Here is a 24,061-nt window from a genome sequence, read left to right as displayed (position 1 = left end):
CTTTTTCGTTCTGTACCATTTACCGTCTTATATACGATAGTAACTAAGGTTTTATATAAGCAAAACTATCAGCTTGCTTTTCGATCAGTTCCAACACGCCAACCGGAACAACTTTTACAGACTCTGGCAAAGATTCAACAGAAATACTCAATCCATTAATCGAGTTTTGGCACACTGTAAATTCAATACCCAGCTCGGCTAACTCTTGGATAGCATCAGTATGATTTGGTTGTGCTTTTCTATCAAAAGAAAGCTCATCAACAATCTCCCCATCAAATATGGTCACAGCTTTTGAGTTAACCAACACAACAATTTTGGAAGCGGCAACATCCACGACCTTTACAAGATTTCGTACATTCGCGAGCAGCAACGACCACTTTTCAACTTCATCAATATGAAAAACCACTTTGACTGATTGCATAACATCCTCATTAAACGGTTAGCATGCTTTTGATTAATGACTAGCGTAAGACAAATCCGGCGCACAAAATAGCAATAAAATAAACTCCAGCTATCTTATCATCGAAGCATGTTATGATTTACATATTCTAAAAAATACAATTTACCGACATGTCTATTAAAATCAACGCAATGCCATCTATTTACCAATCTTTCCTACTTTTTTTCGGCTTATGCACTGCGAGTATCAGTCTAGCAGACGCTCCGATTCACGTGGGTGGCGATCTAAATTACCCACCTTATGAGTTTATTAATGAAAATGGTAAACCGGATGGGTACAACACTGAATTAACTCGCGCCATTGCCGAAGTTATGGGGATTGAGGTCGATATACAACTGGGCAGCTGGGATGATATTCGTAGCCGCTTAGAACAAGGCAAACTAGATGTTTTACAAGGCATGGCCTATTCAACAGGGCGAACCGACAATTACAATTTTTCGCCGCCACATGCGTTAGTCCACCAATCTATTTTTGCTCGTAAGGGGACCGCTAAAGTAAATGATCTGAACGAACTTACAGGCAAAGAACTGATTGTCCAACGCGGCGGTGTCATGCATGACTTTTTTCTTCATAGCGATATCAAAGCCAAGTTGATTCTGGTCGACACCCACTCTGCAGCACTACGTTTACTTTCGTCAGGCAAATACGATTATGCACTGGTCGCCAACTTACCCGGGCTATATCTTGGTAAGGAACTGGCGCTATCTAACATCATTCCTGTTGGCCGCCCTTTTGGTGCCAAGCAATATGGTTATGCCGTAATGAAAGGCAATAGAGACCTTCTCGCTCAATTTAGCGAAGGTCTTGCCATTCTTAAAAATACTGGCCGCCAGCAGGAAATTTACGATAAATGGCTAGGCCCATTAGAGCAAGACGGCTTCCCATGGAAAAAGATCGGACTAATTACCGGCAGTATTTCTGGAATATTGTTGGTGATTTTAGGAGGTATTGTCATCTGGAACCGCATGCTAACCCGTGAAGTAAGTCGTCGTACCAACGAGTTAAAGCAACAGCAAAAACAGCTAATGCAAGCAGATAAAATGGCGTCATTAGGCATTTTAGTATCAGGGGTTGCCCATGAAATAAATAATCCCAGCAGCCTACTCTTATTAAATCTGCCAGTAATACAAGAATTTTATGATGATGCCGAAGATATCCTCGAAGCCCATTATCAAGAACATGGCGATTTTTATATTGCTGGGCTCGAATACAGCAGGATGCGCGATGAGATCCCTTCTATGCTGCAAGATATGTTAATAGGTACACAAAAAATTCGTCGTATCGTTAACGATCTCAAAGACTTTGCCCGTGAAACACCAGATAATTGGAAAGAACAGATAGATCTTAATGAAACCCTAGAAGTCGCAATTCGTCTAGTAGACAAAACCATTCGTCAAAGCTGTGATCAATTCAATGTAGAATATACCCGTCCGCTGCCGAGTTTTTATGGCAGCGCTCAGAAAATTGAGCAAGTTATTATTAACCTTATAGTAAATGCGTGTCAGGCTTTGGAATCATCTAATCAAGCCATTAATATTCGAACTTTTCTCAAAGACGAAAACCACCTGTGTTTAGAAGTTTGGGATCAAGGTAAAGGTATAGAGCCGCATAATATAAATCGATTATGCGATCCTTTTTTTACCACTCGACGAGAAGATGGTGGTACTGGCCTTGGTCTCTCTATATCCAGTAAAATCGTCCAAGAACACGGTGGCAGTCTGGTTTATGAGTCTATCCCTAAGCATGGCACTAAAGCTATTTTGACCTTTTCAGTTGCTTAGCTTGATTCGTGACATCCTGTAAAAGTCTCTGTTAGGAGTTCTTGTATGCAAAAAAACCTTTACCCACAATTCGGTATTTTACTGGTGGATGACGAAGAAGCCTTCTTACGCAGCATGAGCATTGCATTAGAACGTAAAGCGGGATTCAGCCACTTATACCATTGCCAAGACAGTCGTAACGCCATGTCTATGATTGCGGAGCACCCAATTGGCATCGTCCTACTAGACATGACCATGCCTCATATTTCAGGTGATAAGCTACTACAGAAAATAGTAACAGAGTATCCAGACATTAATGTTATTGTCATTAGCGGCTTAAACCAGCTAGAGATCGCTTTAGACTGTATTCGACTTGGCGCCTTTGATTATTATGTCAAAACAACCGAAGAACGCCGCTTAATCGAAGGCATAAAACGTGCTGTACGTATGCAAGAAATGCATGTCGAAAATCAAGCCCTACGTCGCCATGTACTAACCAATACACTAGAACAACCAAATGTATTCGCCAGTATCATTACTCAAGACAAAGGCATGCATGCTGTCTTTCAGTACCTTGAATCAATTGCGTCTAGCCAACAGCCAGTTCTGATTACCGGCGAAAGTGGTGTAGGCAAAGAGCAAATTGCTCAAGCCATTCATGACTTAAGTAACAACACCGGGCCTTTGGTGAGTGTCAATGTCGCTGGATTAGACGACAACGTTTTTTCGGACACATTATTTGGTCACCGCCGTGGCGCTTTCACAGGAGCGGATAGCGCTCGCCCAGGCATGATTGAACAAGCCACGGGAGGCACTTTGTTTTTGGATGAAATTGGCGATTTAAGCCCTACATCACAGGTCAAATTATTGCGCCTATTACAAGAGGGTGAATATTACCCATTAGGCAGTGACCGACCTAAACGTCTGCGCGCCAGAGTAGTCGCTGCAACCCATCAAAACCTCACGGATAAACAAGCATCTGGCGCTTTTCGAAAAGACCTATACTATCGCTTGAAAATTCACCATGTTGAGATCCCACCCTTACGTCGTCGGGTCAATGACTTACCCTTATTGCTAGACTTTTTCCTAACACAAGCAGCAGAAGAAATGGGCAAAAACAAACCAACTATTCCCAAAGAGCTCCCCGTTTTATTAGCCAATTACCAGTGGCCGGGCAATATAAGAGAGTTAAAAGCACTCGTTTATGATGCCGTAAGCCGTCATCAATCTAAAGTTCTCTCGATGGAGACATTTCGTCACGTGTTGACGAAAGAAAACCCTTCACTATTACAAACAAATCTAGAAAACAGTAACGCACGAGTGTTCTTTCCAGCCGAACAACCATTACCATCCATGCAAGAAATTACTGATCTACTAGTAGAAGAAGCGATGAAACGAGCACAGGGCAATCAATCCCTCGCATCTCGCCTCATAGGCGTGTCTCAACCTGCGCTAAGTAAACGCTTAAATAAAAAAATCAGCTAAGCCTCCCAAAAGCAACCCATATAACTTTGGTTATAGTTATAACCACAGTTATTATTCACTTAAGACATTGATATAAAACATTTTTAATCCATATTTTGACAATTTAACGATTCCCTTGGCATACCCCTTCAGATTTAAAGAAACCCAACGAGTTTAATAAATTTATAAATTAAATCAATGAGTTAAATGAAACACATCCAATTGGCACAATGGTTGCTCTTATCTATTACAAAACCCCATGTAAAACAACAATAAACGAGAGCATCATGATACAAATCTCCACCGAAGCCGTTCGCTCCGAACACGATCTACTTGGCGAAAGTAATGTTCCAGCTAACGCATACTATGGCATTCAAACACAACGCGCCTGTTTGAACTTTGATCTCAGCGGCATACCGCTTCACCATTTCCCTGAGCTTGTTGTTGCCATCAGCATGGTGAAATCGGCTTGTGCTGGCGCAAACCGAAGCTTAGGTCTTTTAGACGACGATCGCTATCACGCTATTATTGACGCCGTCGCAGAAATCAGACAAGGACATTTTCACGACCAATTTATTGTCGATATGATCCAAGGCGGCGCTGGCACATCAACCAACATGAATGCTAACGAAGTCATTGCTAATATTGCACTTGAAAAACTCGGTTATGAAAAAGGCGAATACCAACACCTTCACCCGAACAATCATGTCAACATGTCACAATCTACCAATGACGCTTACCCGACTGCCGTTCGCTTGGCTATTTTGCTCAAACACGGTGATTTAGTAACGGCCCTCGCCTCATTACGCGATGCATTTAAAGCTAAGTCTGTGGAGTTTGCCGACATTATCAAGATGGGACGAACCCAATTACAAGACGCAGTTCCTATGACTTTAGGTCAAGAGTTTCAGTCTTTTGCTTCGACGCTGACAGAAGACATCGATCGTATTGCCGGCCTGTCAGAGCTACTCAAAGAGGTGAACCTTGGTGGCACTGCGATAGGCACAGGGATCAATACAGATCCAGAATATGCTGCTATAGCAGTAAAAAACTTATCTAATATCAGCGGTTTCCAACTAATTCCTGCATTCGATTTAGTTGAAGCCAGCTCTGACATGGGCGCGTTCGTTTTGTTCTCTTCCATGCTTAAGCGCCTTGCAATCAAGCTATCGAAAATATCAAACGATTTACGCCTTTTAAGCATGGGGCCTCGCTGTGGGCTTAACGAAATAAACCTTCCACCACAACAACCTGGCAGTTCTATCATGCCGGGCAAAATCAATCCTGTTATTCCAGAAGCTGTTAGCCAAGTAGCTTATCAAGTTATCGGTAATGATATGGCCATCACTATGGCCGCAGAAGCAGGTCAACTTCAGCTCAATGCAATGGAGCCACTTATTGCCTATAACGTACTGGAATCTATGCGCATGCTGAAACAAGCCATGGACATGTTAACAACGCGCTGTGTCATCGGTATCACCGCAAACAAAGAGCACTGCCAACAGCTGGTTGACCAAAGCATCGGCGTTATTACTGCCGTTGTTCCTTATATCGGCTACGACAATGCTAGCCGTATCGCTAAGACAGCACTTGCCACAGGACGTGGAGTTTTAGACTTAATTCGTGACGAGCAACTAATGAGCGAAGACGATATCAACGAGGTGCTTAAACCGGCCAATATGATTCGTCCTCAAGCTCGACGTATTAAGCGTTAATCCCCCTGACAAATAACAAATAAAAAGGCATTAAGATGACAGATACTCAAACAACAAAAAAAACAACCTTTTGGGGCAAAATGCCACTTTGGCAAAAAATCTTAATTGGTATGGTTCTTGGTATAATAACCGGTTCTATCATGGGGCCAGACGCAGAAATACTGAAACCGCTTGGCACCTTATTTATTAAAGCCATTAAAATGCTCATTGTTCCCTTGGTGTTTTGCTCCTTGGTAGTTGGCGTTACTTCTATGCAAGACACTCGAAAAATGGGTCGAGTGGGATTGAAATCAATAGTGTTGTATTTAGGAACAACCGCTGTTGCTATTACTATCGGCCTAGGTTTAGGAACTATCTTTAGCCCTGGCGCCGGTTTGAATATGGACGCTTCTACGGTCTCTCAAGCGACAAAAGAAGCCCCAACATTAGTGCAAACGCTGCTAAACATGATCCCAACCAACCCTGTTGATGCGCTTGCTGCTGGCAACATTCTACAAATCATAGTCTTTGCACTAGGTTTAGGAATTGCGTTAACTCTGTCTGGTGAGAAAGGCAAACCTGCCATCGCAGTATTTGAAAGCCTTGCGGAAGCTATGTACACGCTAACCGGTCTAGTAATGAAACTGGCACCTTACGGCGTATTCGGTTTAATGGCTTGGGTGGCGGGAAAATATGGCCTAGAGATTCTACTACCGCTGATTAAAGTTGTTGCGGTGGTTTATCTTGGTAGCATTATACACGTCGTGATTTTTTACAGTGGCTTGGTCAGTCTATTAGGACGCCTTAGCCCAATCCCTTATCTAAAAGGTATTGCTACACCAGCCGCGGTTGCGTTCACCACCACAAGTAGTTCAGGTACATTACCAGCAAGCATTAAAGCGGCTCGAGAAGAACTAGGCGTATCAAAAGGTATCTCTAGTTTTGTTTTACCTTTGGGCGCAACAATAAACATGGATGGTACAGCGCTTTATCAGGGCGTTTGCGCTTTGTTTATCGCACAGGCATTTGGTGTTGACCTAGAATTTTCTGACTACATTGTCATTATCGCTACGTCTACATTAGCATCCATTGGTACAGCGGGTGTTCCAGGTGCTGGTATGATCATGCTGTCTTTGGTTCTAACAACTGTTGGTTTACCAATCGAAGGCCTAGCCATCATTGCAGGTATAGACAGAATCCTAGACATGGCTCGCACAACAGTAAACGTTTGTGGCGACTTGATGGTCTCAACTCTCGTTGCGAAAAGCGAAAATGAACTGGACCAAGATATTTATTCAGCCCAACCAACATCAGACTCAGCAAAAGCGTAGTCGATATTTAGTAGCCGATACTTATCAAAGCTGAACCTTAATAATTTCTTTGTAACAACATAAAAAATAGCCAGATGACATCAATCTCATCTGGCTATTTTTTATAAAGCCAAACTGACGATAGAAAACAATGCCGCCACCAGCGCGTAGGCAAACAGCGGAATAATAGTTCGCTTAATGATAAACCCTTCTTTATTACTCACACCTAAGATTGTTGATACTGCAATAATATTATTAATGCACACCATATTGCCCATGGCTGCACCAGCAGATTGCAAAGCAAGTACAAGGCTAACAGGCAAACCGACCTTCTCTGCAATACCTAATTGAATACCACCAAAAGTTAAGTTTGACACGGTTGCCGACCCTGAAAAAAAAGATCCGAGCGCCCCAAGTAGCGCCGCCGCATAACCCCAACTATCGCCCAGTAATCCTGAAAATGCTTGAGCTAATAACAACATTGGAGCTTGGCTTCCGCCTTGCATCATCAAATTAACCATCACCAATGCGCCAATTAGGGACAACATAGGCAAAAATAAACGCCGACCAGTATCTCGTAAAGATCTCACAACAAGCACGCGTGACATACCAAACAAAGGGATACAAATTAATGAGACTATAAGAAAAGGAATCACAGCTGGAACATAGAGACTTTTATATTGCCAATTTACGTCCATGCCCAAAATATTGTTAATGCTAAACACCAAGGCCTGACTCACCTCAAAACCAGCGTCACCGACATGCCAAGTGAACCATGGCGTCATATCATTAAGTAATGCCTTCACGCCCAATTGAGGAATGCGCGTTACAACTAAAATGGCAATAAGCAAAGCAAAAGGTAAAAACACCTTCATGATAGTTTTTACTTCTATGACCTTATCGGACAATTCTGTAGTTGCAGATTTATTTAACCCAACACCCTGTTTTGCCAACAATACACTTAATCCCAAGCCAACAGCACCGCCTATTAATGAAGGAAACTCATAATTCCATTGAGCAAACACAACATAAGGAACTGTACAGGAAAGGATACTTAGTAAAATAAATAAGACATTTTGACGAATATCGCGCCATTTCACTACAAAAGACAGAGCGATAAAAGGGACAACTAAAGCAGCAAGACTATTAAGTAACGCTGTTTGTTTAGCTATTTCCATAAGCTGCATTTCGGATAGCGACAGCCCTGACAAACCAAACCAGATTGGTGTTCCCACCGCGCCAAAAGACACAGGTACAGTGTTCATCGCTAAGGCAAAAATAGCCACGGGGATAGCAGGAAACCCCAAACCAACCAATATAGGCGCAGCAATCGCTGCTGGAGTACCAAATCCAGATGCCCCTTCGATCATAAAAGCGAAAGCCCAACCAATAATCATCAATTGAGCCACTTTGTTAGAGCTGATGCTTTTTAACCACTGACTTAGCACCGCTTCAGCGCCTGAAAAGAACATCACACGATTTAATAAAATAGCACCAGCGACAATAGAAATAGGTGTCAATACAGACAAAGCCCCTGCGATTATATTAGCACTTAACAGACCTGTATCCGCCTGAAAAAACACCAGCTGAATAAAGGCAACTAGAACCGCAACAGTAGGCAAAGCAATATGCGAAGGCACGGGATTACGCTTTGTCATCACCCAAATCAATAATACAATTGGTAACGCTGACAAAATAGTATTCATGCTTTTCCTTACTTAATGGTTATGCTTATCTTGCTTGCCTATAAAATTATAGTAAAAAATTCAACTTGCTTTTTTATTTTAAAACTTTATGAAGAGTCTGTTATTGATATGAATCACACTTAAGACAAACATGTAAATTCGGCATCATTGTTTTCATTACTTAATATAATGTTAATCAAGCTAGCCACCTCTCCTAAATACGCGTAATAAACATCAGCTAGAGCATACTCTTTCAAGTATAGATTACGCTCTTTTGTACTAAAATAATGATAGCTATAATCTAAAGATATTATAAAACTGACGAAATAATCCACATAAACAGTTGAATTTTAACAACATGAATAATTTGTCTGACGAATCACTTTAGGAATAGCCGAAGAATTTCTATGTTTCAGTTTAGCTTTCAAGAATTAAGACATTCTGAAAAAATGAAAGGATGCGACTTTGATTCGATTACCAACTAATCGAATACTCCAATTGGAAAAAATCCTTAAAAATAATATTCAAGCGAGAATCACTGAAAAAGACATATATATCTCAGTGAGATTACAAATAGATGTCAAAGTCTTAGCCTTACTAAGCATTGGAATAATATTTGGTTTATTTGGTTTATTTGGTGTTGTAGAAATATTTATCGATTTTGTTAGACATTAAAGTACGACACGATGCTTCATCGGCAATAGAGATAGTGCTATAAAATCCTTTTGCTAATCCTTCAAACAGCGCAACAAGAGACGGATCAAAATGAGATCCTTGGCTCTCCTGAATAATCGACAAGGCTTTATCGTAACTGAATGGTTCTTTATATGGGCGTTTAGAGCACAAAGCGTCAAAAACATCCGCTATAGCAAATATACGAGCGCTGATCGGAATGGCTTTACCAACTAAACGATGAGGATAACCACTACCGTCCCACTTTTCATGATGCGCCTCTATTACAGTTTTTGCATCACTTAACCAAGCAATACCATCGACCATTACCACCCCCTCTTGAACATGGGTTTTCATTACTGCCATCTCATCTTCTGACAGTTTTCCAGGTTTAAGTAAAATCTTGTCTGATATAGCAATTTTACCTATATCATGGAGATAGCTTCCTAATATCAGCGCTTTCATAGCTTCATTATCTAGGCCATAAGCTTCAGCCAATTCTGATGCTATCCACGCTACACGGTAATTATGCGCACCCGTATCAGAATCTCGTAAAGCAATGGCTTTCCCCATGGCATACATCATGTCTATATTGGATTGTTTAATTTTTTCAATATAATGCTGATTTTCTTTGTTCAAGATCAAAATTAGCGGATAAATTACCAGAGCACATAACCATGCAGCTCCCGCGGAAATTAATGCAAGCAACAATGAAAAGTTGCGAATATCTGCACGTTGCCATTCCGGCACCATTCGAACACCTTCCAAATACCCCCAAATATGCCCATTATTTTTTATAGGTACGAAAGTTCTTAACGCCCAATTACCGTCATTTAAAGTCAAACTTTGATAAGACGCTTGCTGATAACTTGGCTTTTCATGATGAGGTAAAGCTGTTTCTATTAATTCACCCGCTGCAGTAATGGACTCTGAAATCTTGATCCCATCTTTGTCATAAAGCTCCGCGATATCAAACCAATCTAACACTAGATTATCAGTCGCTTGCTGCGCCCTTATCGCGAGATTCTCAATGGAAGCATTCACTATATCAAAATGCGAAACGATACTTTGAGAGACCTCTAAAGCCAAATTAACCGTTTCTTGCTCTGCGCTTTCTTTGGCGATTTTCCATCCTGCAGCACCAGCAACAATACTGATGATCAAACCTGAAACGGCAACTCGCTTTAACGCTTTTTGGGCAAAATCCATGGTGAGATCTCTCAATGTTTATTACCCAAACAATAGCGCTTATTAATTAAGGAATTATTAAGGACTGGATTAATAGCAAATTGCTTGCATCCAAACGACTTAACGTTTTTGTTTAAGCCAAACTAAGGCGCATTTCTTTGGGAAGGATCTCTTGTGAAGGCTCGAATCATATCTTGAGGATCAATGTGCGTTTTGTGATTCACCGCTGCCTGAGCCCACCAAATCAATTGGTTAAACGTACGCCCAAAGTAACCAAACCATTCAGATTGATCTTCGCCCTCTAGCAAACCTCCGTCTTCAGAAAAGATATTTTGCGCTTTTGGAACATGAATCATAGATGACACTGGCAAACAGCCCAGCTCTGACAAAAAGGTTCGCATGCCGATTGCCGCTCGCATGCCACCCCATTGGCCTGCTGAATAAGTTACTATGGCACTTGGCTTGTATGAAAACAAAGAACTACCAAAATGATTCAGTAAGTTCGCCAAAGCAGGACTCATTGAATGGTTGTATTCTGGACTTACCATTATATAACCATCAGCGGAGGCTATTTTCTTAGCTAGCTCATCCAATTCAGATGGAACCTGACTTTTCGAATAGGAAAAATGAGGCTTAAAAATTGGTTCTAACGGATAATTTAAAGCGTCTACCAACTCTATTTCATGATCGCCATGCTGAGATGAAAAAGACGCTAAGCATGCTTTCGCTACCCTTTCACCTAAGCGAGCTGGCCGCGGCGGTGTACTGTCTCTAACGGTACCAAGGAACATTAAAATCTTCATAAACAATCACCTATTAAAATCATCGCCATCAAATGCTTCAATAACATCCACCGAAGAAAGATGGAATAAAACCCACACGATAGCAAATATTTGAAAGAAATGACGCATCACTGGTAAATTACCAACGAAAACTCTATTGTTTAATACTCCATAGAAATCATTGTGATAGGGGATTATATGTATAAGAAGCATCTATCTATTCCCTACATACCCAAGTATTAAACAAGAGAGTCGCAACATGAAACAGAAGGACTTCCGAAAACTAGGCTGCGCAGAATGTTCAACTGGATGTGACTTAGGCTTCGACTTCACTATGGCGTTTCAGCCGATTATTAATAGCCAAAGCAAAACCGTTTTCGCACAAGAAGCTCTTGTTCGTGGCTTAAATCAAGAAAGTGCATTTCAGGTTTTTCAAAACGTCAATGAAACCAACCGCTATCGCTTTGATCAAAGTTGTCGAGTGAAAGCTATAAAACTTGCTGCAGAGCTAGAAGTTCATAAACACTGCTTTCTTAGTATTAACTTCTTACCCAATGCGGTTTACAAGCCAGAACTATGTATTCGAACCACGCTAAACGCAGCAGAAGAATATCAATTTCCAAAAGAAAAGATCATTTTCGAATTCACGGAAAACGAACAAATTACGGACAGCAAACATTTAGAATCCATTATTCTGCATTATCAGCAACAAGGTTTTTTAACCGCTACAGATGACTTTGGCTCAGGGTTCAACGGTTTAAACCAACTTGCCGACCTTAAAACAGACATCACAAAAATTGATATAGCGTTAATCAAGAATATAGACCAAGACAAAAAGCGCCAAATCATCGTACGAAATTTGGTAAACCTGTTCAACGAACTGAATATGATAATCGTCGCTGAAGGAGTCGAAACAAAAGCCGAATACCAAGTTTTACAAGACATGGGCATCCATCTGTTCCAAGGTTACTATTTTGCTCGCCCAAGCTTTGAATCACTTGCTGAGATAAACTGGGATTAACTCAAAGCTAAGCGCGAAAAGGCCAACTTATTAATATTTCCCTATTGATAAACAACCTTAAAGCGCTCTAACACCAGTAACATATCTTCCGTTGGCTCAATATCTAATTCCTCGCACTCCGCGGAGAAAAACGCCCAGTGCGCTTCACGCCACCAAGCCAAGGTTTTATCACCCTCACCTTCTGCTGCGGCAAATTCAGCACTAACATCACAATACTGGCATTCTGTCACAGAGGTAATCTCTATGATGCACAAGGGCTTGCCGTCCCAATTGGTCACAACTTGTAAATGACCAACCTCTGGCATGGCTTCACCTTCATAGCTGTACCAATGTTTCATACTGCAAGATGCCTGTTTTTCACCACGCATAATCAAATCGGCACAAATGTTGGCATTGTACTCATCGGCACAGTAGTAACCTGCACTAAACGAAGTGTATTTTTCGGCAACTTCTAGAGGTAAAGAATGGAGAAAGCTATCCAAATACACTTTGTTTCTTTTTTCCATGAAATCTTCAACCTCTATTTTCATCTCACACTATTCTACAAAATCAGCACTTATTTCAGTCTTGTTAGACCAACTAATACACAAACAATACCACCGACCATGCCGACCCAAGCTTCTACTGGCGTTTCACCGCTTAAGGCACGAGTTACTTGAGAGCTAGCCGCATCGTAAATGTTGTAACCCCATACAGCCAAAGCAGCACCAGCGATAACTAAAATAATACCTATAATTTTATTGTTCATAATTACTCCAAAGGATTATAAATTCAGCGAATAGCGTTTGATAATGACACATACCAAAGCACAAATTAAAAACATTTATCTCTAGCCCTTAAATCATTAACACTTTACCGCTAGAATGGCGCGCACTGACATTACTCTTATTCATTTAGTTCTGAGAACAAGCGAGCGTCCCGCATGAAATTATTGATAAACCTCATCCGTAACCTTCTAGGCTACATCATCATAGCTGTTGATCTTATTACCCGCGGATCTAAGAAAAAGCGCACACCAGAAAAGCAACAAGAGATTAATCAAGAACTTAAAGATTTTTCGCTTTATCAATTCGCCGCCTGCCCATTTTGCACTAAAACACGCAGAGCCATGTACAAGCTAAACCTACCTATTGAAAAGCGTAACGCACCAGAAGGTTCAGCTCACCGTACTGAGTTACTTGAAGGCGGCGGTAAAGTAAAAGTGCCTTGCCTGCGTATTGAGAAAGATGGAAAAGTGGAATGGATGTACGAATCTTCACAGATCATCAGCTACCTAGAAAAACGCTTTGCTTAACACTAAAAATAAGCAAAACTAATATTTCTAATGCTTAAACGAAAAACGGCTTCAGCAACAGAAGCCGTTTTTCATAAAATATTTAATCATCAACTGAACAGAGCACGAATACTACTTAGTCTTCGATGCCTAAAAGGATATTAACCCAATCTTACCTGATCTTTGCCACTTCTTTTTGCCTCATACAAAGCATCGTCAGCACGTCTCAATGTCTCCTCATAAGATCGATCCGCAGGCTCCATAGTCACGACACCTATGCTAATACTAATAGGTATATCCTCAGTAGAAAATCGGTTCAACTCCAACTTGAAATGCTTTCGTAGTCGATTAGCAAACGTCACCGCATCTTTCAAATTGATATTTGGCAAACCAATAACAAATTCATCACCGCCAAAGCGACACGCAATGTCAGTTTTTCTGAGTTCTGATCGACAAATATCACCTATCGTCCTGATAATTTCATCACCGGAGTAATGACCCAAGGTATCATTTATTTTTTTAAGGTTATCAAGGTCAAACATCAAAATAGACGCTGGGACAGCATACCGCTCGAACGCATCGTAATGAAGAGCTAGATCTCGCTCAAGTTTCCTTCGATTGAAAAGTCCTGTGAGCTGATCTGTATCACTAAGTGTTCTCAGCTTAATTTCCAGCTCGTGCCGCTCTGAAATGTTACTGGCGACCCACAATACGACAGCCTCGCCGTCAACCAAAAAATCGAGCCTCTGAATACGGCCTTCGAACCAAAGAGAATGCTTCGGTCCATCTATAGACTCTATATTAATATCTAGACTGTTCAGTTCATATTCTTTGATTAACAGCTGACCTGAGTCTAGTGCCAACTCAATTTGCTCAAGAAACCAATCAGCCTTCTCATTTTCAACAATATCGGTAATACGCAAACCAACAAGCCCATCACTGCTATGGTAATAACGAGCATCACGCCCACCAAACACGGCGATATATTTACCACTGCGCGACAGGATAAATGCAGGGTCTGGTAATGTATCTAATACAATAGCCATTTGTTCAATACTAATCATAAAAACACCCTGCGACATTGCTATGAAAAACTGAGATAAAGAAAGAATCCTTCATATCTTTCCCAGAAAAATCACTTCTACTATAGAATAATAACGGCTAAATCTTCCTTTTCTTCAGTAATTCACTCAAAAGAAAAGTCATCATAAGTCAGGGATGTGGAATCAAGGCTTAAATTCTCACCGTATTTTTTTACAGCAATGTTTCACAGTAACTTTTTACATTAGTAATTACCTATTCTTTGGCTGAACTATTTGATGCTTTGTCATACGACGATATACCGTGGGTCTCGACACACCCAATTGCTTCGCAACAGCGGATACATTCCAACGCTGCTGTCGTAATAAATTTAATAAAAATTGTTGCTCAGAATCGTCAGTAGAAGACTCCTGACAATTAACATAAGTAGTTGTAATTGGATGAAGCGGAATGAATGGTTCAACCAATCCATTTTGATGGATAAAAAACTCTTCGGGGAGGTGCTGTATAGAAATTTCATCAGTTTCACAGATGGCATCAGCAAAGGTTAATGTATTAACAAGTTGGCGGATATTACCTGGCCATTCATGGGCTAAAAGTGCGCTCATCGCGTCGGCTCTTAATCTCACTACTGGATTAATTTTCTTTAAGAGCATTTGAATGAGATATGGTTTATCAGCACGTGCTTTGAGAGTGGGCAGATTTAATGTAGCGCCATTAAGTCGATAAAATAAATCTTCTCTGAAACGCCCCTCTTTAATGAGTTGAGCGAGATTGCAATGTGTGGCTGCTAGCACACGAACATCCACATCAACCGCTTGGAGTGCGCCTAACGGCATAACTTGCCCTTCAGCCAATACGCGGAGTAAACGGGTTTGCAAATGCAGGGGCATATCCCCAATCTCATCGAGAAAAAGAGTGCCACCACTCGCCTGCTGAATTAATCCCTTTGCCCCTTTTGCACGCCCACCAGTAAAGGTTCCAGGCGCATAGCCAAAAAGCTCGCTTTCAATTAAAGATTCAGGAATCGCAGCACAATTAACAGCTATATAAGGTTTCTGTGCACGATGGCTTGAGTCATGAATCGCTTGTGCTAACACCTCTTTCCCAGTGCCTGTGTCACCTAAAATCAGTAGATTCATATCTCGATGACGTAGCCGTTTTGCCAGACTAATCGTTTTACGCATGGCTGGATCATCCGCACTCAATCCATCAAGTTGAAAAACAGACTCTTCTTGAGTAGCCAGTATTTGTGAAAGTTGAGGCTGATAAGGCACATTTGTGGCGGGCTCTATCAACATTCCAAACAAGGTTTGCTGTGTTCCCGATAAACGAAAAGCTCGGATACCATCTTTACTTTCGTAATTAATAGAGACAATATCCCGCCATTGGCATTCTAACAATGTAGGTAAGGATACCGTTGGCAGATCAATAATATGACATTGCGATAATAAACTACGGCCAGCGGTGTTTGCAGCCAATACCTCACCATCTTCATTTAATGCAAATAAACACTGCCCATTTACTTGAACCAATTCACGAGACTGATCGCACTTAAAAATCAAGCTGTGCCGATATCGCCTCAAAAAATACGCATCCTCTATTAATCGAGCGTAAAGCTGAGTTAAGTGCAAAGCAAAATTTTGACTATCCGGTGTTCGTGATGAATCAAGCGCGGAAATATCCAACACCGCCAATAACTGGCCAGATGGGTCTTTAATTGGTGCGGCTGTGCAGGTCAAACCAATATGGGAGCTATCAAAATGATCGACACGATGACAAGTTAAAGCCTGTTGCTCTTGAATACAAGTACCTACCGCACAAGTACCTGCATATTGCTCACTCCAGTCCGCGCCTAAATACAGACCCGCTCTATGCAAGCGTTCATCGTCATTTTTACTTCCTAAAAACTGAACTGTAATGCCTCGATAATCACTCAGTAATAAGACATAACCCAAGCCTGCTATTTGCGTATAAAGTTGCTCAACACCTGCGCGCGCAACATTCAAAAATTCATCCACCGAATCTTGATGCTCACGAAGAATCTGATGCGTCACAATGCGAGCTGGTCTTGGTTGACTGGGGTCTAAACCATATTCATTAAGGCATCGCTGCCAAGAACGCCCAATTAACTCATGGGGAGAATAATGCTTACCTAAGGCTTGACGGCCACTGTAGCTAAGTATTGCATCAATATGCCGACGTTGCTGACTTGTATTATTCATACAGACTCTTTGCTCCTGGCTATTATTTTTATTTTTAGATTACTAGCAGTCTACTCGTGAAGAATCAGGCTTTCTATACTTCTTTACCCAATTCTGATTCATCGCCCAGCTCAAGATTAACATCTCAAACTTCCCCGTCTCTACTTAGTTAAAAGGCGAACACTGGACGTTACACTTGTACAAAAAAGCATTACAGGTGTAACGAATACGAAATACATTATCATTTAATCAATCTTACTTTTAAAAAAATATACGATATAAATCAAAAAGTTATAACAAAAAAATATCCGTGGCGATCTGTTGGCACGCATACTGCTCCATCTTCAGTACCAATATAGTTCAAATGAAACCAAGCATATGAACTTGGTATTAGGGTAGTAATAAAAATAATAATCTACATTGGAGTTACTTATGACGGATCCTTCAAAAAAAACATCTTCACTAAATACAATGCATCAACCCAACATAGCCGTTATGGATTGGCTAGAAAAACTTTCGAACACGCTTAGCTCAAATACCCCAACTGATGCTGCGGTACTGTTTGAAGAAAATGGGTATTGGCGTGACTTAATATCCTTCACCTGGAACATTAAAACCCTTGAAGGTCGCACTGCCATTAGCGACATGATCGCTGACACCATAAAACGTGTTTGTCCGACTAACTGGCAATTAGAAGAAGATGCCACTGAAACAGACGGTGTGATTGACGCTTGGATTACCTTTGAAACTGCCGTTGCTAGAGGACGTGCATATTTACGATTGCGTAACGGTCTTGCTTGGACCTTCCTAACAACAATGACGGAGCTTAAAGACTACCCTGAAAAACGAAACAAACTCCGTCCAAAAGGCGCTGAACATGGTGCCAATAAAAACCGCCAAACGTGGCTTGAAAAACGCCAACACGAAGAAGCCACCCTAGGTTATACAGAACAACCTTATTGCCTGATTATCGGCGGAGGACAAGGCGGCATAGGTCTCGCGGCTCGCCTGCGTCAACTGGATGTTCCCACTATAGTGATTGATGCCCTACCAAAACCGGGCGACACATGGCGCAATCGTTATAAATCACTCTCATTACACGATCCTATTTGGTATGACCACATGCCTTACCTCCCCTTCCCAGAAAACTGGCCAGTCTTCACCCCAAAAGACAAAATTGGTGATTGGTTAGAAATGTACACCAAAGTCATGGAGATCAATTATTGGGGATCTACACGCTGTATACATGCGGAATTTGACGAAGAGAAACAAGAATGGCGGGTAACTATTGATAAAAATGGAGAGAAACTCACCCTTCGTCCTAAGCAACTTATACTAGCAACAGGCATGTCTGGCATACCTAACATGCCCAACATACCTGGAATGGATACTTTTGAAGGAGAGCAACACCACTCTAGTCAACATCCTGGCGGAGAAGCCTATAAAGGTAAAAAATGCATCGTCCTTGGTGGCAACAACTCAGCCCATGATATCTGCTGTGCCCTGTGGGAAAATGATGCTGATGTCACTATGATCCAACGCTCATCCACTCACATCATCAAATCTGATTCATTGATGGAGCTCGTCCTAGGAGGCTTATATTCAGAAGAAGCCGTTGAAAATGGTATGACAACCTATAAAGCAGATTTAACCTTTGCATCTATCCCCTTTCAAGTGATGCCACAATTTCATATTCCTGCTTACCAAGCGGTTGCTGAAAAAGATAAAGACTTCTACCAACGTTTAACCGATGCTGGATTTCTACTAGATTTTGGCGAAGATGGCTCTGGTCTATTTATGAAATACCTTCGTCGTGGCTCAGGCTATTACATTGATGTTGGTGCTTCAGAGCTTGTCGCCAATGGAGACATTAAGCTTAAATCCGGTGTTTCTATTAAGAGCATTAAACCAAAATCTGTGGTGCTTACGGATGGTACTGAACTGGAAGCTGATTTAATCGTATACGCAACAGGTTTCGGATCGATGAACGGCTGGGCGGCAAAAATCATCTCCCAAGATGTCGCTGACAAAGTGGGTAAATGCTGGGGCATGGGATCGAACACAGCAAAAGATCCTGGTCCATGGGAAGGAGAGCTTCGCAACATGTGGAAACCAACTCATCAAGAAGCGCTATGGTTCCATGGTGGCAATTTGCATCAATCAAGACACTACTCTCAGTATCTGTCATTGCAAATAAAAGCACGCATGGAAGGAATAGATACATCCGTATATGGTATGGAGCCAGTCCATCACTTAAGCTAACGACAGACCTAATTGTCTCGTCCTGAAACACATCAACGGCTTCTATAACAGAAGCCGTTTTTTTATATTGTGATTATAAAAAAGTTATACGATTCCCTGCTCAATCATGGCCTCAGCAACACGCCTAAAACTAGCAATATTAGCACCTAAAACAAGATTACCAGGTTGACCAAACTCTGTAGCAGTATCATTGGCTGCATTGAAAATATTTTTCATAATTACTTTCAACTTTTCATCTACCTGCTCGAACGTCCAATTTTGCATGCTTGCATTTTGCGCCATTTCTAACTGACTAGTCGCTACACCACCAGCATTCGCAGCTTTACCTGGACCATAAGCAATTTTCGCATCAATAAAGGCATCAGCTGCCGCTTGAGTAGACGGCATATTCGCCCCCTCACTCACAACAACGCACCCATTGGACAATAATGCCTGAGCGTCTTCTAAAGTAAGTTCATTCTGTGTAGCACAAGGAAAAGCAGCATCCGCCTTAAAACGCCATACGGCATGACCATTCGCAGGATAATCAGACGCTGGAATATATTGAGCATCACTATGTTTTTGTAAATACTCTACCAAGCTTGCGCTACGTACTTCTTTCAATTCTTTTAATAAATCAAGATCGATACCTTTGTCATGATAAATAGTGCCACGTGAATCTGAACAACTAACAGGTATCGCACCAAGCTGATATAGCTTTTCAATCGTGTAAATAGCTACATTACCAGCACCTGAAATAAGGCATTTTTTACCTTTTAAAAGGTCTCCACGGGCCTCTAGCATGTACTGAGCAAAATACACTGCACCGTAGCCAGTTGCTTCCTTACGAACTAATGAGCCGCCCCAAAGCAAACTTTTCCCCGTCAGTACCCCTTCGTAGCGGCCAGTCAAACGTTTATATTGTCCAAACATATAACCAATTTCTCGTGCACCAACACCGATATCACCTGCAGGAACATCCGTTGTTGGGCCAATATGTCTATATAACTCGGTCATAAATGACTGGCAAAAACGCATAATCTCGCCATCAGAACGGCCTTTAGGATCAAAGTTAGCGCCACCTTTACCGCCACCAATAGGCAACCCCGTTAGTGCATTTTTAAAAATTTGCTCAAAGCCTAAAAATTTAATGATGCTGGCATTTACACTAGGATGAAACCGTAAACCGCCTTTATAGGGGCCAAGTGCAGAGTTAAACTCAACACGATACCCTTTATTGACTTGAATGTTACCCTTGTCATCTACCCAAGGAACACGAAACATAATTTGACGCTCAGGCTCAACAATACGTTGTATTATTGCTTGCTTTTGATAACGATCATTACCTTCCAATACGGGCTCAAGTGAATCCAGCACCTCTTCCACGGCTTGATAAAACTCAGATTGAGCAGGACTAGTACGCTTCAAATCAGAAATGGTTTGATGGACATAAGTCATAAAATTTCGGTTCCTGTTTAATAGTCAAAATATTACTTCCATTTTGTTAATCATCGAATAATAAAGGCATGGGTACTTTCTAAACGTTTCAATCACACTATTTCACTAAGTAATTTTGTGACGATACTTACCGTTGTATGAGAAGAAAGGCGGGTACAGCTCATGCTCTCGATGCTTAACTGAGCATATTCATCATCAATAGTTAACAAATTCAACAACCAAGACAAATAATCTATCGCTCTAAATTGGTGCCATAGATTATATGGAAAATACTTAAAATCGTAATATTGACCTGTTTATTTGTTTGAAAAACGGTCAATGCTACTAATTTTTTAAAGCGTTATACATGGAATAAACCAGAAAACTTGCAGAAAACAGAAGAATTATCTTGTCAAAGCAACAGATTTTTCATGCTTTATTATGGAACAATGCAATTTTTCACTCTTGACTTTGTTAATTATAAGAGATGTAAATAAACCAATTAAATACTTATAAATCATGTATATAAATCAAAAGATCAAAGCGCACCATTTATAAACAACATATCGCACCAAAAAAGAACTAGAGATATCACAACCCCTTTACCCATTTTAAACAGTAAACCCTCTGCTACAAAAAAACGGCTTCTGCAACAGAAGCCGTTTTTTTGTAAGCCAGCGCACGTTTTCTTAGCCTAATGAGATAGGATCAATGTTTTAAGATTTTTTCTCTAAATTTTACTCACCAGAAACGCTCACATACTTACGCCAATTATGTTGCTCTTTAAAGCCCAGAACATCACGGATCTTACGGTTTGAGAACAAAGCCTCGTGCTCACCCATTTCTCGAGTAAATGGCACATCTGGAAAAAAGCGTTCTGCTAATTTTTTAGTCGGAATAATCGCGCCATTATCGTCGTTGCCAGCATTGAACACTTGGAAACCTAAGCCATCTTTTTGCAAACATAAATCAACAATTTGCCCAAGATCACGAGCATCGATATAGCAAAAAGCATTTCGGCGACGCACTTCAGGGTGTTTAAAATAATGTGGAAACAATTCAGCGTATTCATGAGGCTCAATCACATTACCAATGCGCAGCGCGTAAATATCAATTCCTGAACGACGCTGAAAACTACGTGCTGTTTTCTCGTTAACTACTTTAGACAAACCGTAGCTGTCCATAGGATCAACATCGTAATCTTCTTCTAATGGCAAAGAATGCGGATTGGTTTGCCCATCAGAAAAACAAATACCATAAGTGGTCTCTGACGACGCAATAATTACTTTCTTAATACCAAGCTTTACCGCAGCTTCAATAACGTTGTAAGTACCAATGGTATTCACTCGAAAGGTTTCATTATCTGGATTGATCAGGATTCTAGGCACCGCGGCGAAATGCACCACAGCGTCAAATGTTGGCACGCCTGCACCAGGCTCTAATTCATCAAAACCAGCATACGAGCTCATGGCATTGAACATCTGACCAGAATCGGTAATGTCCGCAATCAAGTTATCGACCTTAGGATGATCCAGTGGCGTCAAGTCTACATTAAGTACTCGATATCCCTGATCAATAAGATACGCAACGGCATGCTTGCCTGCTTTTCCCGATCCACCTGTAAATAATATTCGTTTTGTTGTCATAACCTAACCTCAATGAATTTTAATTATTATTAAAAGACTCTACTTCATTCTTAGATAAATAACGCCATTGCCCGACATCAAGATCAAGGTAAACCTCGCCTATTTGCTCTCGATGCAAACCAACCACTCTATTGCCAACGGCTGAAAACATGCGCTTAACCTGATGAAACTTGCCTTCGGTGATGGTTAAAAGTACTTCTTTTGGAGTAATAATGTCTAATTTGGCGGGACGAGTTAAACCTTGCTCACCTTGGAGTTGCAGCCCTTGTTTGAACTGAGTGACAAGGTCGCTACTCCGTTCTGCAGGAATGGCTTGAGACAACTGAACTCGATAGACTTTGCGGCAATCGTTCGTTGGCAGTGTGATATTAAAAGACCAACGCCCATCATCGGTAATTAGCACCAGACCTGTTGTATCCGCATCCAAACGCCCCGCAATATGTAGCTCAGAAGCTTTATCAACGTCTAAATAATTGAACACAGACGGATACACTTCATCGATATTCGAGCACACAGTACCAGCTGGCTTATTCATTAAAATATAGCGAAAATCGCGCGCTTTTAGCCTATCACCCTTCAAGAGTACCGTATTGTTTTCATGCACTTGAGTCGCTTCGCTTGTCACTACTTCACCATTGACGCAAACCTCACCCGAATGAATGTATTGAATCGCTTTCTTTCTGGTCAACTCAGTACTTTTACAAACAAACTTATCAAGACGCATAACAGGCAACATTATCAGGTGGAAGAACCAGACATTATCCTTTTTGAGCAGTAATTATCAACGCCAGACGGATTTTCCCTAATATAGAAGTGCTTTTACGTTATACTGCATCATCTTTTCATTTCGACACACCTTACGACAATCTGTCAGAGCACCTTATGCCATTTGCAAAACTAGGATTATCCAGTCCTCTTGTTAAAGCTATTACCGAATTAGGTTACAAAACCCCTACACCAGTCCAGAAACAAGCGATTCCCATCATCCTTTCGGGTAAAGACTTAATCGCCACAGCACAAACAGGAACAGGCAAAACTGCTGCTTTTGTTCTGCCCTTGCTAGAACGATTCACTAAAGCCGGAACATTACGCGGCAAACGCATTCGAGTGCTGATTCTCGTGCCGACTCGTGAGTTAGCCGTTCAGGTTGAAGCCAGTGTTGCTCAATACGCTAAACACACTAAACTAACCTCTATGGCCGTGTATGGTGGTGTGGATACTGAAGCACAAAAAGAACGTTTAATCGAAGGCGTAGATATTCTGGTCGCCACTCCAGGCAGATTGCTCGATTTAGCTCATCAACGTGCGCTGCATTTTGATGAACTTAAAGTCATGGTATTGGACGAAGCAGACAGAATGGTAGACATGGGCTTTGTTGGCGATATCAACAAAATCATGGAACGCTTACCTGAAAATCGTCAAAACCTTTTATTTTCAGCAACCATGACCGTCGATGTTCGCGCTCTAGCGTTTGATTTTTCAGACAGCAAGATGACCGATCTAGCGGCTGAAATATCTATTTCACCTAATGTCCGCGCGGCCGCAAGTATCAAACAATGGTTAATTACCGTTGATAAAGACACTAAATCTGCCTTATTGAGCCATTTGATTAACGAGCAAAAGTGGGATCAAGCACTTATCTTTATCGAGAAAAAACACGGTGCAGCTAAGCTTGTCGATCAGCTAGCCAAACGAGGAATAGTCGCCGATTGTATTCATGGTGATAGAAGCCAAGCCATGCGCGAAAAGATTTTGGCTCAATTCAAATCTGGTGAGCTAAAATATTTAGTTGCAACGGGCGTTGCTGCGCGTGGTTTGGATATCGGTTCATTAAGTCGCGTGGTCAATTATGACTTACCGTTCAAACCAGAAGAATACATTCACCGCATTGGCCGAACAGGTCGTGCTGGTGCTTCTGGTGAAGCTATATCCTTTGTTGCCATGGGTGACTTTAAAAACCTTTGCGCTATTGAAAGCCGACTAAAGCACATTATCGACCGCAAAGAGATTGCAGGCTTTCCAGTAAGAAAAGTCGTACCCGTTTCAATCTTAAATTACGTTCGCAAAGCAAACCGTTAAAATACGATTTGCCCTAGGTAGAAAAACCTTCTACCTAGGGCAAAGCCTCAAGGCCTAAAATAATAGCCGTTACGGGGCATTCTTTTCTATAAAGTGACAGCCAT

General features: G+C 41.3%; 19 protein-coding genes. 8 read left to right on the top strand and 11 right to left on the bottom strand.

Annotated elements, in window-relative coordinates; all coding sequences use genetic code 11:
• Positions 1 to 43: 43 nt before the first annotated feature.
• Positions 44 to 421, bottom strand: a complete 378-nt coding sequence (locus CCS02_RS02770) for a DsrE family protein (protein ID WP_100635669.1) — start codon at positions 419 to 421, stop codon at positions 44 to 46.
• A 149-nt stretch (positions 422 to 570) separates the two neighbouring features.
• Between CCS02_RS02770 and CCS02_RS02765 the strand changes: the two genes are divergently transcribed.
• From CCS02_RS02765 to CCS02_RS02750, 4 genes are all read left to right on the top strand, one after another.
• A complete protein-coding gene (locus CCS02_RS02765) occupies positions 571 to 2,241 on the top strand; it encodes a transporter substrate-binding domain-containing protein (RefSeq protein ID WP_100635667.1) in 1,671 nt (556 codons plus the stop codon).
• A 45-nt stretch (positions 2,242 to 2,286) separates the two neighbouring features.
• Complete coding sequence (locus CCS02_RS02760; RefSeq protein WP_100635665.1) at positions 2,287 to 3,705, top strand: sigma-54-dependent transcriptional regulator; 1,419 nt, start codon at positions 2,287 to 2,289, stop codon at positions 3,703 to 3,705.
• Positions 3,706 to 3,971: 266 nt separating this feature from the next.
• Positions 3,972 to 5,399 carry an aspartate ammonia-lyase gene (locus tag CCS02_RS02755; RefSeq protein ID WP_072840895.1) on the top strand — a complete coding sequence of 476 codons (1,428 nt, stop codon included), beginning with the start codon at positions 3,972 to 3,974 and terminating at the stop codon, positions 5,397 to 5,399.
• Between the two features lie 35 nt (positions 5,400 to 5,434).
• On the top strand, positions 5,435 to 6,709 hold the full coding sequence (locus CCS02_RS02750; protein WP_100635664.1) for a dicarboxylate/amino acid:cation symporter: 1,275 nt from the start codon (positions 5,435 to 5,437) through the stop codon (positions 6,707 to 6,709).
• Between the two features lie 101 nt (positions 6,710 to 6,810).
• On the opposite strand, the gene CCS02_RS02745 is transcribed toward CCS02_RS02750, so the two are convergent.
• The 3 genes from CCS02_RS02745 to CCS02_RS02735 form a co-directional block, all read right to left on the bottom strand.
• A complete protein-coding gene (locus CCS02_RS02745; RefSeq protein WP_100635663.1) occupies positions 6,811 to 8,394 on the bottom strand; it encodes an L-lactate permease in 1,584 nt (527 codons plus the stop codon).
• Positions 8,395 to 9,003: 609 nt separating this feature from the next.
• Positions 9,004 to 10,254, bottom strand: coding sequence for an HD domain-containing phosphohydrolase (locus CCS02_RS02740; RefSeq protein WP_100635662.1), 1,251 nt, complete (start codon positions 10,252 to 10,254; stop codon positions 9,004 to 9,006).
• A 122-nt stretch (positions 10,255 to 10,376) separates the two neighbouring features.
• Positions 10,377 to 11,036, bottom strand: a complete 660-nt coding sequence (locus CCS02_RS02735) for an NADPH-dependent FMN reductase (protein WP_100635661.1) — start codon at positions 11,034 to 11,036, stop codon at positions 10,377 to 10,379.
• A gap of 238 nt (positions 11,037 to 11,274) precedes the next feature.
• On the opposite strand from CCS02_RS02735, the gene CCS02_RS02725 reads away from it, so the two are divergent.
• Positions 11,275 to 12,036 carry an EAL domain-containing protein gene (locus CCS02_RS02725; RefSeq protein ID WP_100635658.1) on the top strand — a complete coding sequence of 254 codons (762 nt, stop codon included), beginning with the start codon at positions 11,275 to 11,277 and terminating at the stop codon, positions 12,034 to 12,036.
• Positions 12,037 to 12,077: 41 nt separating this feature from the next.
• Here CCS02_RS02725 and CCS02_RS02720 read toward each other — a convergent pair whose 3' ends face one another.
• Together CCS02_RS02720 and CCS02_RS02715 are read right to left on the bottom strand one after the other, a co-directional pair.
• Complete coding sequence (locus tag CCS02_RS02720; RefSeq protein ID WP_100187820.1) at positions 12,078 to 12,542, bottom strand: ASCH domain-containing protein; 465 nt, start codon at positions 12,540 to 12,542, stop codon at positions 12,078 to 12,080.
• 50 nt (positions 12,543 to 12,592) lie between these two features.
• Positions 12,593 to 12,784: a DUF3185 family protein gene (locus CCS02_RS02715; protein ID WP_012069603.1), complete on the bottom strand. Its 192-nt coding sequence runs from the start codon at positions 12,782 to 12,784 to the stop codon at positions 12,593 to 12,595.
• Between the two features lie 174 nt (positions 12,785 to 12,958).
• Here CCS02_RS02715 and CCS02_RS02710 point away from each other — a divergent pair, with 174 nt between their 5' ends.
• Positions 12,959 to 13,330, top strand: coding sequence for a glutathione S-transferase N-terminal domain-containing protein (locus CCS02_RS02710; RefSeq protein ID WP_072840888.1), 372 nt, complete (start codon positions 12,959 to 12,961; stop codon positions 13,328 to 13,330).
• A 140-nt stretch (positions 13,331 to 13,470) separates the two neighbouring features.
• Here CCS02_RS02710 and CCS02_RS02705 read toward each other — a convergent pair whose 3' ends face one another.
• Together CCS02_RS02705 and CCS02_RS02700 are read right to left on the bottom strand one after the other, a co-directional pair.
• Entirely contained in the window at positions 13,471 to 14,373 is a 903-nt protein-coding gene (locus CCS02_RS02705; RefSeq protein ID WP_072840932.1) for a GGDEF domain-containing protein, read from the bottom strand.
• 228 nt (positions 14,374 to 14,601) lie between these two features.
• The gene (locus tag CCS02_RS02700) at positions 14,602 to 16,575 is read right to left on the bottom strand and encodes a sigma-54-dependent Fis family transcriptional regulator (protein ID WP_100635656.1); all 1,974 of its coding nucleotides are present in this window, start codon (positions 16,573 to 16,575) and stop codon (positions 14,602 to 14,604) included.
• Positions 16,576 to 16,986: 411 nt separating this feature from the next.
• Here CCS02_RS02700 and CCS02_RS02695 point away from each other — a divergent pair, with 411 nt between their 5' ends.
• Entirely contained in the window at positions 16,987 to 18,816 is a 1,830-nt protein-coding gene (locus CCS02_RS02695; RefSeq protein WP_100635654.1) for a flavin-containing monooxygenase, read from the top strand.
• Positions 18,817 to 18,900: 84 nt separating this feature from the next.
• Here CCS02_RS02695 and gdhA read toward each other — a convergent pair whose 3' ends face one another.
• The 3 genes from gdhA to CCS02_RS02680 all read right to left on the bottom strand — a co-directional run bounded on the left by gdhA (position 18,901) and on the right by CCS02_RS02680 (position 22,602).
• Positions 18,901 to 20,253: an NADP-specific glutamate dehydrogenase gene (gene gdhA / locus CCS02_RS02690; protein WP_072840885.1), complete on the bottom strand. Its 1,353-nt coding sequence runs from the start codon at positions 20,251 to 20,253 to the stop codon at positions 18,901 to 18,903.
• A 716-nt stretch (positions 20,254 to 20,969) separates the two neighbouring features.
• A complete protein-coding gene (locus CCS02_RS02685) occupies positions 20,970 to 21,878 on the bottom strand; it encodes an NAD-dependent epimerase/dehydratase family protein (RefSeq protein ID WP_100635652.1) in 909 nt (302 codons plus the stop codon).
• 19 nt (positions 21,879 to 21,897) lie between these two features.
• Positions 21,898 to 22,602: a pseudouridine synthase gene (locus CCS02_RS02680; RefSeq protein ID WP_100635956.1), complete on the bottom strand. Its 705-nt coding sequence runs from the start codon at positions 22,600 to 22,602 to the stop codon at positions 21,898 to 21,900.
• 158 nt (positions 22,603 to 22,760) lie between these two features.
• Here CCS02_RS02680 and CCS02_RS02675 point away from each other — a divergent pair, with 158 nt between their 5' ends.
• Positions 22,761 to 23,957: a DEAD/DEAH box helicase gene (locus CCS02_RS02675; RefSeq protein ID WP_100635651.1), complete on the top strand. Its 1,197-nt coding sequence runs from the start codon at positions 22,761 to 22,763 to the stop codon at positions 23,955 to 23,957.
• Positions 23,958 to 24,061: the final 104 nt, after the last annotated feature.

Origin of the sequence: Marinomonas sp. ef1, from assembly GCF_002806845.1 — a bacterium.
GTDB classification, from domain to species: domain Bacteria; phylum Pseudomonadota; class Gammaproteobacteria; order Pseudomonadales; family Marinomonadaceae; genus Marinomonas; species Marinomonas polaris.
Note: the sequence above shows the minus strand (reverse complement) of the source record. Positions and strands in the feature narration are given on the sequence as shown.

What these genes read in the sequence shown, in the direction of transcription:
- CCS02_RS02770 (WP_100635669.1), bottom strand. Translation starts at nt 421, where the DNA reads ATGCAATCAGTCAAAGTGGTTTTTCATATTGATGAAGTTGAAAAGTGG.
- CCS02_RS02765 (WP_100635667.1), top strand. Translation starts at nt 571, where the DNA reads ATGTCTATTAAAATCAACGCAATGCCATCTATTTACCAATCTTTCCTA.
- CCS02_RS02760 (WP_100635665.1), top strand. Translation starts at nt 2,287, where the DNA reads ATGCAAAAAAACCTTTACCCACAATTCGGTATTTTACTGGTGGATGAC.
- CCS02_RS02755 (WP_072840895.1), top strand. Translation starts at nt 3,972, where the DNA reads ATGATACAAATCTCCACCGAAGCCGTTCGCTCCGAACACGATCTACTT.
- CCS02_RS02750 (WP_100635664.1), top strand. Translation starts at nt 5,435, where the DNA reads ATGACAGATACTCAAACAACAAAAAAAACAACCTTTTGGGGCAAAATG.
- CCS02_RS02745 (WP_100635663.1), bottom strand. Translation starts at nt 8,394, where the DNA reads ATGAATACTATTTTGTCAGCGTTACCAATTGTATTATTGATTTGGGTG.
- CCS02_RS02740 (WP_100635662.1), bottom strand. Translation starts at nt 10,254, where the DNA reads ATGGATTTTGCCCAAAAAGCGTTAAAGCGAGTTGCCGTTTCAGGTTTG.
- CCS02_RS02735 (WP_100635661.1), bottom strand. Translation starts at nt 11,036, where the DNA reads ATGAAGATTTTAATGTTCCTTGGTACCGTTAGAGACAGTACACCGCCG.
- CCS02_RS02725 (WP_100635658.1), top strand. Translation starts at nt 11,275, where the DNA reads ATGAAACAGAAGGACTTCCGAAAACTAGGCTGCGCAGAATGTTCAACT.
- CCS02_RS02720 (WP_100187820.1), bottom strand. Translation starts at nt 12,542, where the DNA reads ATGGAAAAAAGAAACAAAGTGTATTTGGATAGCTTTCTCCATTCTTTA.
- CCS02_RS02715 (WP_012069603.1), bottom strand. Translation starts at nt 12,784, where the DNA reads ATGAACAATAAAATTATAGGTATTATTTTAGTTATCGCTGGTGCTGCT.
- CCS02_RS02710 (WP_072840888.1), top strand. Translation starts at nt 12,959, where the DNA reads ATGAAATTATTGATAAACCTCATCCGTAACCTTCTAGGCTACATCATC.
- CCS02_RS02705 (WP_072840932.1), bottom strand. Translation starts at nt 14,373, where the DNA reads ATGATTAGTATTGAACAAATGGCTATTGTATTAGATACATTACCAGAC.
- CCS02_RS02700 (WP_100635656.1), bottom strand. Translation starts at nt 16,575, where the DNA reads ATGAATAATACAAGTCAGCAACGTCGGCATATTGATGCAATACTTAGC.
- CCS02_RS02695 (WP_100635654.1), top strand. Translation starts at nt 16,987, where the DNA reads ATGACGGATCCTTCAAAAAAAACATCTTCACTAAATACAATGCATCAA.
- gdhA (WP_072840885.1), bottom strand. Translation starts at nt 20,253, where the DNA reads ATGACTTATGTCCATCAAACCATTTCTGATTTGAAGCGTACTAGTCCT.
- CCS02_RS02685 (WP_100635652.1), bottom strand. Translation starts at nt 21,878, where the DNA reads ATGACAACAAAACGAATATTATTTACAGGTGGATCGGGAAAAGCAGGC.
- CCS02_RS02680 (WP_100635956.1), bottom strand. Translation starts at nt 22,602, where the DNA reads ATGCGTCTTGATAAGTTTGTTTGTAAAAGTACTGAGTTGACCAGAAAG.
- CCS02_RS02675 (WP_100635651.1), top strand. Translation starts at nt 22,761, where the DNA reads ATGCCATTTGCAAAACTAGGATTATCCAGTCCTCTTGTTAAAGCTATT.